The sequence below is a fragment of the Vibrio sp. 2134-1 genome, from assembly GCF_033339495.1.
Window position 1 is genome coordinate 91,981 of the sequence record NZ_JAWOUS010000013.1, and the last position, 12,127, is coordinate 104,107.

Consider the following 12,127-nt stretch of genomic DNA (forward strand, 5'->3'; position numbering starts at 1 on the left):
TGTTATTCTAAATTGTTCTTAGTTAATCTGATGTTGCAGTGTTTGAATAGAAATTGAAAACTGATGTTTGAGGTGATGAAAATCAATCTTACCCTCTAACTTGTTAGAAGAGCTGTATTGAATCTCAATGATCTTTTCACCGCCGCTATCAAAGATGGCGCGAGAATTATTTTTATCAATAATTCGCCACCTTACCTCATTTAACGATCCTTCCCAAGCGGAACTCGGCCAGAGCGTGATCATCAAGTTAAATAATACCTGTTCTGGCTGCGGTAGCGAACCTTGTAAACCGTTGAGCACTTCGGTTTGAATTTGTTCTCCATCGTAAGACAGTGAGAGTACTCTCGTCCCCCAGGATGAGAAGCCTGCCAGCACCACTTCGTTGTTGATCACTTGCAGTTGTACCGGAAGTTGCTCAGATTTGGTTTTACCATCTATTGCCCAAGAAGCCGTAATTAACTGACTGGCAGACAACTGATAGCCCAAGCTTGCGGGAGTGGGCAAGCTAACTTGGGTGTGCTCGGCAATGTCGACCTGAGGCGTCGATTGGTGAGGGACCAAGCTGCATGCACTTAAAAACAGGCTCAGTGCGAATAACGTCGCGCAGCGAAAGGCGTGATTGAAAATCATGACGTCGTTTCCTCTGTTTTAATTGCAATCGGAGAGAGCAGCCAAGCGACAAAAATACCACTTAACACCGTAATGCCAAAACTGTGAATCGCGTGAGTTTGGCTGAGTGACAGCAATCCAAATGACAACACAGTGGTCATTGCCGAAAGGGTGATCGCCAATAGTGTGCTCACACTGCGGGCTTTCTCGGCAAAGAACAGAGTGTAATCGATCCCTATACCAAGAATGAGCACCAAGCCAAGCAAGTTGAACAGGTTTAATGTTGTTCCCATCGCGACAGCAGTTGCCAGACCGCAGGCGCAAGCAATCAATGATGGCAGTAAAACTCGGCAACTGTGTTGCAGACCGTACCGCTTGATTAATACCAGAAAGATCACAGCACTGGCGGCTGCCAATAGCTCTATGATTTTGATTCGGTATTCACCAAATAGGGTGGATATTTCTTCAGCTTTGTTTAGGTAGACAACATCAGACTGTGATTTGGCAAATGCCTTAACAACAGCGGAGTCTTGCAATTGGTTTAACACCACTACCGTTGCCGATTTTCCTTTGATCTTACCCAAATGAAGAAAACGTACAGGCGCTGATACCGGGTTTTGCAAGTACTGTTCAACCGTAACAGGGATAAAGTCGGCGTCCATTTTGGGCTTTTTACTTAAGCCCAGCCCGGAAGTAAGTGGGCTGGATTGTGTCGCGTAAAGATCGCGAATCAATTGATAGTCTTGTTGCTGACGCTCCACTGAGCTCAAGTAGCGGCTCAGGCTCTGGTAGCTTTCGATGGTGCTGTCCGCTTTCCACGCTTCTAAAGTTGGTGTCAAAGACTCCAGCTTTTTCATTAGGCTTTCGTCATCGTCGGCGGTAACGACCAACATTTGCTGCGAAGATTGCATGCCACTGAGCGTCGTAATCAAGGTTTCTTGCTGCTTGAGATCTTTCGGCATCGTTTGCAGCAGACGAATGTCGTCATCGTAGTTCAATTGCAGCAAGAAAAAGCCACTCGCAACCACACATAACATCGGTAATCCGACTTTAATTCGAGGGTGATTCCAAAGCGTTAACCATTTCGCCAACAATGATTGTCTTGGTAAATTCGAAATGGTGCGCGATGGGTTACGAACCAGTATCGGATACCAAGCCACCACGGTGATGTAAGCGCCAATCAGACCAATGGATGAAAACAGCGCAAGCTGCTGCAAACCAGGAAACGGTGCCACCAACATGCCCAAATATCCGATCAAACTGGTGATTAAGCCCAGTGTGATCGCTATAAAAATATGCTTTAACCCTTGCTCGCTATCCCATTCATTTCCCGCCGCAAGACGTTCCGTTAGGTAGTGGAATGCGTAGTCGATAGACACGCCGATTAAACTTGCGCCAAACACTAAGCTGAACAGATGGACTTTTCCAAAAATCCACGTTGTCACTGACAACGCAACGAGCAAACCAATGGTGATGGAAAGCAGTGCGAGAGACAGTGGCACCACACTACGAAAGACCAATACGAACAATGCAATGATACCGAGCAGAGAGAACACACCGATGGTACTGATCTCCGATTTTGCACTTTGCGTACCAAAGTCGGCGTAAAATAGAACGCCAGTATGTGCGACTTCAGCGCCATATTTCTGCGCGACGCCGTGTTCTAACGCTTGAATATCAGGGACTGCAAGCTGCCCAGTTAGGCTATAAGGTGAGTCTTTTAGCTCGGCAGTAATAAGCAAGTATTGAGCACCGTCTTTTTCGACGGATAGATAGCCGTTATCCAATCGGAAAGAGGACGATTGCTGGGTAACTTGACTTAAATAATCACGAAATAGCAAGAAAGGGTCATTTTGTAACTCTTGCCCGGTCACTCCAGAAAACGGGTTGTACAGCGACTGAATCACATGCTGCACTTGCTGTTCTGGATTTTGGCTTAAACGCTCTCGTTGTTCAGGCGTCAGCAATTGGAAGCGGTGCTTAAAGTAGTAACTCGCCCAAGCTTGCTGTTCTTGAGGTGAGATTTTCCCCACCACATCGCGAAAATGATTACTTTGGCGTAACCCCTTATCAAATTCAGCGGCCGCTGCAAAAAGGGCATTTTTGTCCGGCGCTGTGATCACGAAAATGACTTTGTCGCTCATACTTGCCGAGACCGACTCAAAGGCTTGCTCAGCCACCGGGTTTTGTTGGTTCTTCGGCAGTAGTTTTAAAATGTTGGTCTCAATCGGAGATTCTGCACTCCAAACCCATTGTTTGAGTAGCAACGCGCCCGCTAAAACAACGAGATTGAGCCAAACCAGAGCAAAGGTGTGAGTGCCAAGACTGAGTTTAGAAACGGAATTGAGCGTCTTCGGCATCCGTGAGTTCCTGAGGTAGAGAGGTCTGGTTCGTAAACGTGATTTCGGTCTTATCGCCGCGCAGCTCTTGCAGGGTTAGGCGATCAATGTGCGTTTTACCGGAAAGGGTGATGGCTTTAAACACCGCATTTAATGGCGACTGTTTGGGCACTAAAACGAGCTTCCACTGAGTGTTCTCAACTGAAAAATCGAGTGTGAATTGTTCTTGCAGTGCAGAAGTATCCCCGTGGAACACGGATAAAAACACATGACTAAAGTAGAACGCCATTGGGTTTTCTTCAGCAGAGATCGTTTTCGGTGCTTGGTCGGCAAAAGTCTGACGAAGTTTGTTTTCCGTCAATACCAAATTGACTGCAAAAGGTTCTGTTTGTTGCCACAACAAGCCATGTGTTTTGCTTAGTGTGAACTGACCTTTAGAGGTTAGAGGTTGACTGAACATTTCCAGATGACGCTGCTGCGTAAAATCTCCGCGCACGATTTCATGCTGAGACAACTGCTGTTGAAGCGATGCCAAATCCGTTACGTTTGCTGTCGGTGTGGCTAGTGCTGAAACAGAAAATATCAGCAAAAAAGAGAGTAACCACTTTTGCATTAGTTCAGGCTCCCATGGTTGTGCCATCGCTCTACTTTATCTAAAAAGACTGCTGGAGAAACAAAGCACATCTCTTGCTTTTCAATGGATACGGCGACTTGCGTTGTATGCGCTTTGCACATACGTTGATTCGTTTCGGCGTCGTAAATCACGTAATCCACACGTAAGCGGTTTTCCCACTCCGTGAGTTGCGAGGTAATGCGAATGGTGTGATTAAACGGAATCGCCTTCACGTATTTTACGCGCGTGTCGATGATCGGCCACATGTACCCAGAGTCTTGCATATCGCTATAGCTGTATTGGATCTTCTCCATCAGCACACGACGCGCTTCTTCAAAATACCGAAAGAAGTTGCCGTGATAAATCACGCCCATCGGGTCAGCATCTTGGAATGAGGTGACCATAGTCACCTCCGCTTCTAATGGGTAGAGAACCTGCTCTTGCATTATACCTCCGCGTAGAGTGGCCAATGACGTTGCTGAATGCGTTCAATGAAATGACGCAAATCTTGTTCTAACGGGCGATCTTCAATCACAAATTCAAACTCGCTCAGTACGGCGTCACGAGTTACTCGCAAACTCTGACTCATGTGGTGTTCGTCCAATTCGTTATGACGGCGACGAATCTCAACCGCTTGAACGCTTGCTAGGAGTGAAGCCGCAGCAACTTGCTCTGTTAACTCAAGTACGCGTAAGCAATCACGAGCTGCAATGGTGCCCATGCTCACTTTGTCTTGGTTGTGGCACTCGGTTGAGCGAGAAAAAACGCTCGCTGGCATGGTGTTTTTCAACGCTTCTGCCGTCCAAGCTGAGATACCAATCTGAACCGCTTTAAAGCCATGGTTGATAGGTTTACGCTCGCCTTCTGCACCGGTTAAGTTAAACGGCAGGCCGTTATTGAACTTGTAATCCATCAGTTGCGCCATCTGACGATCCAGCAAATCAGCTAAGTTGGCAATGTTCACTTTCAACGTATCCATCGCCATTGCGATATGACCACCGTAGAAGTGACCGCCGTGCAGAACGCGCTCGTTGTCGCCATCGATGATTGGATTGTCGTTGGCACTATTTAGTTCATTCTCAATCAATTGACGTAGCCAAGGCAGTGAGTCTTGCACCATGCCAATCACGTGTGGCGCACAACGCAGCGAGTAACGATCTTGCAGTCGGTCGCTATTGCGTGGCGGACGTTCAGCATTGAGATCATCACGCAGCCAAGCCGCAACTTGCTGTTGACCAGGGTGAGGTTTTACCGCAAACAACGCTTCATCAAAGTGGAAGTCATTACCTTGCATACCCACAGAGACCATCGCGGTAATCTTGGTGCTCAGCTGCGCTAGATATTCTGCGCGTTTGTAGGCAAGACAGGCGAGGGCAGTCATCACGGATGTACCGTTCATTAACGCCAAACCTTCTTTTGGTTTTAGGCGAATTGGCTCAATGCCCAGCTCTGCAAACACTTCTTGTGTTGGTCGCACATCACCTTTGTAAAGCACTTCACGCTCGCCAATTAAGGTCGCCGCTAGGTAAGACAAAGGAGTTAAATCGCCACTTGCGCCCACCGAGCCCTCTTGTGGAATACGCGGCGCAATATCGTGATTGATAAGCGTAACGATTTGGTTCAACAGACCGTGAGACACGCCAGATACGCCTTGCGACAATGAACATAAACGTGTCGCCAACACCGCACGAGCTTGCTCATGAGAAAGGATTTGACCTAAGCCACAGCCATGGAAGCGCGTAAGGTGCAACGGAAGTTCATCCACAAGAGCAGGTGGAATCGCCACAGTGCATGAATCGCCGTAACCCGTGGTCACGCCGTAAATAACGCCTTCTTCTTTCAGTAATCGTTCCAGAAACGCCACGCCACGATCAATTTTCGCGGTAAATTCTGGCGAGGTGTTCATGTTTGCCTTTGCACCTTGAGCAATGGCAACGACATCTTCGATGGTTAAAGATTGGGCACCAAAAGTGATGTTGTGATTATTGTTGTTTGTCATGTGGCTGATTACTTAAAGTCCAGAAGTTAAAAAAGTTGTACCACTGTAACGGCGCTTGCAGTGTGTGGTGTTCTAATCTGTGTGCGTACTGTTGAACAACGTGTTCTAGTGCCTGCTGACGTTCCTTGCGTGGTAGCGTGATTTGGTCACTAAAGTGTTCAAAGTACACATTAAAATGCGGAGTGTTCGCTTCATCGTCGCGTAGGCCGAAGAGTAGATAAACCGGCGCTTTTAATACCGAGGCCAGCATGAATGGGCCTTGCGGAAATGGCGCTGGTTTACCAAGAAAATCTGCCCAAACGACCCGATTTTCTTTGCTGGTAGAAGTGCGATCGCCAACGATCACCACCCATTCACCTTGCTCGATTTTTTGTTGAAGCAGAATCGCGGTGTCTGGTCCCATTGAGCTGACTTGAATCAAATTCAGTTCCGAGTTTGGGTTTACCGCCTTCATTACCGCATTAAATTGTTCAGCGTGTTGGGTAAATACCAAGGCGTTGATTTTGACATGAGAGTGTCGACGACCAAGCGCGCGGCAGAGTTCGATATTGCCAAGGTGCGAGCCTAAAATGAGCACGCCTTGTTTTTTCTGCGCCATCTCTTCGAAATGATGCTGGCCGTGAATGGTTAGGTTATCGACGTTAAAGTCACCTTGCCAGGCAGCCAGTTTGTCGAGCATGGTTCGCCCAAAAGAAAGCAGATGATGATAGCTGTCCAACTGTTTTGGTAGTGCGATGCTCTGCTGCGTTGCGTAGTACTGCAAGTTTTGCAGGTAAATCTCAGACGCTTCACGGGCAGATTTACCCGTGAAGTGGTAGTAGCGCATGACTAATTTTAAAATCAGGTCAAACGCTTTTCTGCCGAACAAGCGGTAAACCGCGAGTAAGGTTTTGATGCCTAAAATCGTGCCTTGTTCTTTTCGTTTCGACCAGTGGGCATTACTGTCATCTGTGTTTTGGCGCTTTCTGGCGAGTAGCGAAGGAATGCGCGGCAACATGCCAAAAAATAGGCGAGTGTGCATCCAGCTTATCTTGACGTTGTCCCACAATGCGTCGAAGTGGGAAATGCCACCTTCAGGGTAGATCACGCGCGTTGGAACAAAATCAATGTCGACGCCTTCCCAATACATTCGCACTAGAATTTCGATATCAAAATCCATGCGTTTGCCGATGCTGTACTTGTTCAACACGGCGACCGTTTTCGCCACTGGGTAGGCGCGAAAACCGCACATGCTGTCTTTGATAGATAGTGACAAGGTTTCTATCCACACCCACACGTGCGTAGCGTAGCGACCATACAAACGGGATTTAGGTACGCTCTCGTCGTATATCGGTTGGCCCGAAATCAGGTTATCTGGTTTTGTTTCGCTGGCGCTGAGCAATTTCGGCAATGCTTCTAGGTCGTGTTGACCGTCTGCGTCGATTTGAATGGCGTGCGTAAAACCAAGTTGGTGAGCTTGATGTAGGCCTGCCATCACAGCGCCACCTTTGCCTTGGTTTTCACTCAAACTAATCAGTTTTATCAGCCCTTGCTCACTCAATGCTGAAAGCGCTTGTTTGGTGTCTTCATTGCTGTCGTCGTCCACGACCAGCACTGGCAAATCGAAAGAGGATAACGACGCAACCACGTCTGCAATTGTGCTGCCGTGGTTGTAGCAAGGAATTAAAAAGCAGGGACGGTAATCACTCACGTGACTCACCCAGTTTCATTTTGCCTGAAGAGTGAGTCACCAAGGTTTCACCGTTTTTCGATGTGTACTTAAAGGTCAATTTCTCGCGCTCATTGTCCCAAGAGAGTGAGAGGCAAACGTCGGCGTTTGGCAGAATCGGCTCTTGAAATTTGATGACTTCCATTCCTTTAAATACCTTGGGAGTATTCAAATGTTGAACGGCGTAGAACAGCGCCCAATCAATTTGAGTGACGCCGGGTAAAAGAGGGAAGTGATTGAAATGACCTTGGAAATCTAAGATGTCAGCATCCACTCGCAGCGACAGCTCCGCGGTATGGTCACTCACTTCAATATTCTGAATGGTTGGTTTTCTTTTATCCATGTTACTAGCTTTATTGGAATAGTTTTTCAATTTCAGCAACTTGGCGTTTGCCTTGGCTGTTCAATGGAATTTCGTCGACCACTCGGAATTTTCTCGGGATAGCGATCGGTTCTAGCCAATTGCGCAGTGCCTTGCGAAGCTCAAGCCAAAATTTGCCTTTACCAAGTTCATTAAGCACATCGCTGCCTTGATCGTTAAGTACGATGATCGAGACTAACGTGAGGCGACCAGATTCTTCCATTGGGATCACCACGCTTTCTTGAACCCACGGCAGTTGCTCTAAACGTTTTTCCACTTCGACAAGGGAAATACGCTTTTCTTCGACTTTGACGATTCGGTCAGTGCGTCCACGCAATTCAAAAGAAATACTATCATGGAAATAGCATTCATCCGTAGTTTGGTACCAAGTGTTTTCATCAATGTGTGGCGAGCGGAGCTTTAAACAATTTTCATGGTTAAGCTCGGCTTCAACACCAGGGAATAACGTCCAGGGAGTGCTAGCTACGTGCTGCTGACGGTAAGCGATGCCGCCGGTTTCTGTGCTGCCAAACACTTCAATAGGAAGTGACCCAAACAACAACTGGCTGTGCTGCGCGGCTTGGTTTGGCAAGGGACCACCAGAAGAAAATACGCACCGAATCGCAACCGGATTGTGCTCTTCACTGAGTCGTTTTAGTAACGCAGGGCTGCTTACTAGCGTGGTGTCAGCATCAGCGTGATGGACAATTTGCTCTGGGAACTCAAGGTTGTGTGCTGAAAATGGACGTGCAGAGCACAAAGGCCACAATACGCGGAACAGCAAGCCGTAAATGTGTTGATGAGAAACGGTGCTTTCAACGCGTGTGCTGGCAACCGTGTCGCCCCATAGGTTATCTAGAATAGAAACTTCGATGTCGAGCTGTTTCAGCGTTTTTGCAATGGCTTTTGGTGTGCCGCTTGAACCCGAAGTGAATAGCGTTACCGGTATTTCCGCCAGATTTAATTCACGCCAAAAATAAGGTTGTTTGGCCTCTGGCTCGTTAATCACGGTGGTTTCTAGCAATGATTGACATTCGATCAAAAGCGAGCTCACCAGTTCTGGAACCGAGACATCGGCATCATGCAGCAACAAATCGTAGTGCCCACTGAGCTCTTTGAGTGCTTCTGGTTGGTAATTACCAGGTAATACAATGGATTTTCCTGCATAACAACAAGCAAAAAAGCCAACGGCAAACGGGTAGCTGTTGCCAAAACACAACGCAATGTTTTGCGTTGGTTGGGTTTCTAACTGCTGAGCAAGTGTTGCGACGTGCTGCTGGAAATCACCCCACGTGATAACCGTGTCGCGATCGTAAGAGACAGGGGATTGCTCAGACCTCTCTGCGATGAACAAGGTCGCTAGGGAGGTAAAGCTCGAATACGTTGTATTCATACGATTAGTGTTCCTTTCGAACAAATTGACGCACGATCCATTCTCCAGCGAACAAGCCACCAGCAAGTAAGTAGCTGATGAGGCCGTTATAAAGCGTCCATATTTTTACTGGTAGGAAACAGGTATAGAGTGCAACGGCAGCGTTGAGCGTAAAAAAGGCGCACCAAAACATCGTCACTTTGCGAGTGTAAGCCACGCCACTAGCCGGAAGGTCGGGTTCTTGCAAGCGAGCAAGCCTCTCTATGATCGATTGCGGCTGTTTTAAGCTCAGTCCAAATACACACAGCATACATACATTGACAACGACAGGGTAAAACTGAAGCCACCCATGTTGTTTAAACACCATGCCAAGCGTAATTAGGACAATGCCAACAGCGCCCGTAACGAGCGCCAAGAACTTAAACTCTTTTAGTGGGGTCTTATTTGCGACGAAAACACGCAAAAGTAACGCAGCAATTAACAAGCCCCCAACTAAGTTCAAGCCAAATTTATCTATACCGAAATAGACGGCGAAGGGGTAGGCAAACAGTACAATTGCAGACAGACCAGTCAGCAATTGGCGCATTAACTTTCCTTCAATAACTCAGTGACAGCGTTAACCACATCGTCAACGGTTCTTACTGCACTAAACTCTGCTGGCTTGATTTTTTTGCCAGTGACATTCTGTAGGTGTACGACCAAATCAACGGCGTCAATGCTATCAAGATCGAGATCTTGGTATAAGTGCGCATCTGATTGAATTTCGGCTGCGTCAATTTCGAACAGCTCAACAAGCGCATCTTTAACTTGTTCAAATACTTGATCTTTATTTACATCAGTCATGAATATACCTACAACTTATTCATTAGTTTGAGAAGAAACGTATTTCGCTAGATTTGCTACAGAAGCAAAGTGTTCGCGCGTATTTGAGTCGTCGGCATCAATAACGATGTTGTATTGTTTTTTTATTGCGAGTCCAAGCTCAAGCGCGTCGATAGAATCTAAGCCAAGTCCATCACCAAAAAGTGGTGCATCCGTTTCAATATCATCTACGGTTAAATCTTCAAGGTTTAAAGCATCAATAATAAGTTGCTTAATGTCGTTGTGTAACTGTTCCACTGGGACCTGCTTATTAATAAAAGTTTTCTGGAAAAATGTTTTCAGCTAGGTGCTGTTGTAAGCGTCGCGCCGCTATTGTCGGCGACGTAGTTTGCTTTATAAAGGGGGTAATCTCAACTTTATCCTTAACTTCAACCCTGAAAAAGGGCTTTGTTGCCGGTACTTGATACCATTTTTTCTCTTTTGTGAGGAAACTTGGCGTTACCGTAATATGGACAACTCTTAAATCTCGTTCTGTTCTTACCGCAATTTGTGCTGCACCACGTTGTAATTTCGGTTCTACACCTGGCGTTGTTCTTGTTCCTTCAGGAAATATAAGCAACACGTTGCCTTTGTTAAATCGTTCATCACAAAGTGCTAATAAATCATCCGGTGCTTCATTGGGAATATATCCGGCTGCTTTTACGATGTGCTTCATAAAAGGATTCGACCATATTGCCGATTTTACTAAACAGTCGCAGCGATTTAATTGTGAAGCAATGAGAACGTAATCGATTAAACTAGGGTGGTTGGCAACAATTAAACAATTACGATCTTGTTGAAGAATATCGGCACCAATAATTTGATAATCGATTGCGCCACTCAACTTCATCAATTTACAAAATGTGTTGAATGAATATCGAATCGCACCTTGAACTTTATATTCGCGTTCCGTTTGGTCTGAAACAAAAATACGAATGGTCGGAATAACAATGAAGCTCAGTACTAAACCACCTAACCCAAATACTGAAAAACAAAAGCCTGTTGCTAGCACACGCCAATACTGATTTAAGCGAATCATTTTTTGTGCCATTCCCAAGCTTGATGCGGAGCGAAAATAGTCCACTGGCTTTTATCTAACAAGTATTGTTGCAAAAATACTAAACCTTGAGGAAGAGGATGACCGGAACGTTCTGCGTTTATGGAGCTTTGTATCGCGAAATTGTCTCCATGAGAAAGTATTAAGCCAAGTCCAAACCCTTGGTATTGTTGGTTTTCATATTCTAAATAAGAGTCAGGCATAGGCTCATCAAAATCAACAAGCAGTACTTTTTTGTCAGGATTGTCGGACAAAAACAGCCATGCTTCTAATATTGCGCTTTGGAATGTGTTTTCTGCCGCAGCGATAGAAGTTAGGGGAATGGGTTGTTTAGTTGCGATAGTGGCAAGCCCTGCGGCGGTATTGTGCACCGATTGAGAAAAAGCCATCGGAGACGCCTCTTCTCCATTAATTATATCTTCAACTAGTGCGACGCTGCGATGCAGTTCACCATGACGGCTTGAAAATACAAGGTAATCAACTTGATGTTGATTAAGCATTTCGATTGCAGTTTGTACCGCCAGTTTACTGAGTGGGCTCATTCTTCTGCGCATCATCGCAGGAATATTTGCAACATTGATTTTGCCATCTTCTGGCCATTTTATCTCTGTTGCCCATTGTTTCCATTCATTGGATTCGGATAAACCGAATGAATTCGCTGTCCACGCATCAATATTGAACGAAATGTTGATCTTCGAGTTTGGCATATTGGGTTAAATTGTTTATTTTACAGCTCGATACAAATTGGGGTTGACCCAAATTCACAATAAAAAGGAAATTATCATGTCGCGTTTTAAGCTGTATGTCTCGTTATTATTAACTTTGCTTCTTGTTGGTTGTGGACGAGTACAACCTGTAATGAATGTGGAGGATACTCCAGTTGCTTATGATCTTCAAAATAAACAAGTAAAAATGGCCATAGTGCAATCAGCAACTAACCGAGGCTGGACGATCGAAGAAGTAAGCCCTGGTGTTCTTATTGCAAAAATCCACGTTCGTAAACACTCTGCAGAAGTAAAAATCCCATACAATAATAAATATTACTCAATTATTTATCTCAACTCAGTAAATCTCAAAGCAAGTGATGGCAAAATCCACCGCAATTACAATCGTTGGGTAAACAACTTGAATGTTGATATTCAGCGAGCTATTGCATTGTTGGGCAATCAATCTCAACAATAAAACTATTAATTGCAGTTAGGTTTTTC

The 12,127-nt window shown here is 45.8% G+C and carries 14 protein-coding genes; 1 reads left to right on the forward strand and 13 read right to left on the reverse strand.

Features of this window, described 5'->3' with window-relative positions; all coding sequences use genetic code 11:
- Window positions 1-18: 18 nt before the first annotated feature.
- The 13 genes from R7R78_RS15340 to R7R78_RS15400 are packed head-to-tail and all read right to left on the reverse strand — an operon-like array spanning window position 19 to window position 11,626.
- Window positions 19-630 (reverse strand): DUF3261 domain-containing protein, encoded by a 612-nt coding sequence (locus tag R7R78_RS15340; RefSeq protein WP_225473948.1) that lies wholly within the window; start codon window positions 628-630, stop codon window positions 19-21.
- Window positions 627-2,969 carry an MMPL family transporter gene (locus R7R78_RS15345; protein ID WP_225473950.1) on the reverse strand — a complete coding sequence of 781 codons (2,343 nt, stop codon included), beginning with the start codon at window positions 2,967-2,969 and terminating at the stop codon, window positions 627-629. Before R7R78_RS15345 ends, R7R78_RS15340 begins: the two co-directional genes overlap by 4 nt.
- On the reverse strand, window positions 2,941-3,561 hold the full coding sequence (locus tag R7R78_RS15350) for a LolA family protein (RefSeq protein ID WP_064353716.1): 621 nt from the start codon (window positions 3,559-3,561) through the stop codon (window positions 2,941-2,943). Before R7R78_RS15350 ends, R7R78_RS15345 begins: the two co-directional genes overlap by 29 nt.
- Window positions 3,561-4,007, reverse strand: coding sequence for an acyl-CoA thioesterase (locus R7R78_RS15355; protein WP_115385818.1), 447 nt, complete (start codon window positions 4,005-4,007; stop codon window positions 3,561-3,563). Before R7R78_RS15355 ends, R7R78_RS15350 begins: the two co-directional genes overlap by 1 nt.
- Window positions 4,007-5,560 (reverse strand): histidine ammonia-lyase, encoded by a 1,554-nt coding sequence (hutH, locus tag R7R78_RS15360; RefSeq protein WP_225473952.1) that lies wholly within the window; start codon window positions 5,558-5,560, stop codon window positions 4,007-4,009. The genes R7R78_RS15355 and hutH overlap by 1 nt, the downstream gene beginning before the upstream one ends.
- Window positions 5,544-7,250 carry a glycosyltransferase family 2 protein gene (locus R7R78_RS15365; RefSeq protein WP_225473954.1) on the reverse strand — a complete coding sequence of 569 codons (1,707 nt, stop codon included), beginning with the start codon at window positions 7,248-7,250 and terminating at the stop codon, window positions 5,544-5,546. Before R7R78_RS15365 ends, hutH begins: the two co-directional genes overlap by 17 nt.
- Window positions 7,243-7,611 (reverse strand): 3-hydroxyacyl-ACP dehydratase, encoded by a 369-nt coding sequence (locus tag R7R78_RS15370; RefSeq protein WP_151514612.1) that lies wholly within the window; start codon window positions 7,609-7,611, stop codon window positions 7,243-7,245. The genes R7R78_RS15365 and R7R78_RS15370 overlap by 8 nt, the downstream gene beginning before the upstream one ends.
- Window positions 7,612-7,621: 10 nt before the next feature.
- The gene (locus R7R78_RS15375) at window positions 7,622-9,022 is read right to left on the reverse strand and encodes an AMP-binding protein (protein WP_225473956.1); all 1,401 of its coding nucleotides are present in this window, start codon (window positions 9,020-9,022) and stop codon (window positions 7,622-7,624) included.
- Between the two features lie 4 nt (window positions 9,023-9,026).
- Window positions 9,027-9,587: a hypothetical protein gene (locus tag R7R78_RS15380; protein ID WP_225473959.1), complete on the reverse strand. Its 561-nt coding sequence runs from the start codon at window positions 9,585-9,587 to the stop codon at window positions 9,027-9,029.
- Window positions 9,587-9,844, reverse strand: a complete 258-nt coding sequence (locus R7R78_RS15385; RefSeq protein WP_086046591.1) for an acyl carrier protein — start codon at window positions 9,842-9,844, stop codon at window positions 9,587-9,589. Before R7R78_RS15385 ends, R7R78_RS15380 begins: the two co-directional genes overlap by 1 nt.
- A 15-nt stretch (window positions 9,845-9,859) precedes the next feature.
- On the reverse strand, window positions 9,860-10,120 hold the full coding sequence (locus R7R78_RS15390; RefSeq protein WP_005382278.1) for a phosphopantetheine-binding protein: 261 nt from the start codon (window positions 10,118-10,120) through the stop codon (window positions 9,860-9,862).
- A gap of 13 nt (window positions 10,121-10,133) precedes the next feature.
- Window positions 10,134-10,901, reverse strand: coding sequence for a lysophospholipid acyltransferase family protein (locus R7R78_RS15395; RefSeq protein ID WP_053307503.1), 768 nt, complete (start codon window positions 10,899-10,901; stop codon window positions 10,134-10,136).
- Window positions 10,898-11,626: a beta-ketoacyl synthase chain length factor gene (locus tag R7R78_RS15400; protein WP_054865733.1), complete on the reverse strand. Its 729-nt coding sequence runs from the start codon at window positions 11,624-11,626 to the stop codon at window positions 10,898-10,900. The genes R7R78_RS15395 and R7R78_RS15400 overlap by 4 nt, the downstream gene beginning before the upstream one ends.
- A 76-nt stretch (window positions 11,627-11,702) precedes the next feature.
- On the opposite strand from R7R78_RS15400, the gene R7R78_RS15405 reads away from it, so the two are divergent.
- Window positions 11,703-12,101 carry a hypothetical protein gene (locus R7R78_RS15405; RefSeq protein WP_005382272.1) on the forward strand — a complete coding sequence of 133 codons (399 nt, stop codon included), beginning with the start codon at window positions 11,703-11,705 and terminating at the stop codon, window positions 12,099-12,101.
- The last annotated feature ends 26 nt before the right edge of the window (window positions 12,102-12,127 follow it).

Excerpts from the sequence above, each read along its gene's own strand:
- R7R78_RS15400 (WP_054865733.1), bottom strand. The coding sequence starts at position 11,626 with ATGCCAAACTCGAAGATCAACATTTCGTTCAATATTGATGCGTGGACA.
- R7R78_RS15355 (WP_115385818.1), bottom strand. The coding sequence starts at position 4,007 with ATGCAAGAGCAGGTTCTCTACCCATTAGAAGCGGAGGTGACTATGGTC.
- R7R78_RS15350 (WP_064353716.1), bottom strand. The coding sequence starts at position 3,561 with ATGCAAAAGTGGTTACTCTCTTTTTTGCTGATATTTTCTGTTTCAGCA.
- R7R78_RS15375 (WP_225473956.1), bottom strand. The coding sequence starts at position 9,022 with ATGAATACAACGTATTCGAGCTTTACCTCCCTAGCGACCTTGTTCATC.
- R7R78_RS15405 (WP_005382272.1), top strand. The coding sequence starts at position 11,703 with ATGTCGCGTTTTAAGCTGTATGTCTCGTTATTATTAACTTTGCTTCTT.
- R7R78_RS15370 (WP_151514612.1), bottom strand. The coding sequence starts at position 7,611 with ATGGATAAAAGAAAACCAACCATTCAGAATATTGAAGTGAGTGACCAT.
- R7R78_RS15340 (WP_225473948.1), bottom strand. The coding sequence starts at position 630 with ATGATTTTCAATCACGCCTTTCGCTGCGCGACGTTATTCGCACTGAGC.
- R7R78_RS15385 (WP_086046591.1), bottom strand. The coding sequence starts at position 9,844 with ATGACTGATGTAAATAAAGATCAAGTATTTGAACAAGTTAAAGATGCG.
- R7R78_RS15345 (WP_225473950.1), bottom strand. The coding sequence starts at position 2,969 with ATGCCGAAGACGCTCAATTCCGTTTCTAAACTCAGTCTTGGCACTCAC.
- R7R78_RS15395 (WP_053307503.1), bottom strand. The coding sequence starts at position 10,901 with ATGATTCGCTTAAATCAGTATTGGCGTGTGCTAGCAACAGGCTTTTGT.
- hutH (WP_225473952.1), bottom strand. The coding sequence starts at position 5,560 with ATGACAAACAACAATAATCACAACATCACTTTTGGTGCCCAATCTTTA.
- R7R78_RS15380 (WP_225473959.1), bottom strand. The coding sequence starts at position 9,587 with ATGCGCCAATTGCTGACTGGTCTGTCTGCAATTGTACTGTTTGCCTAC.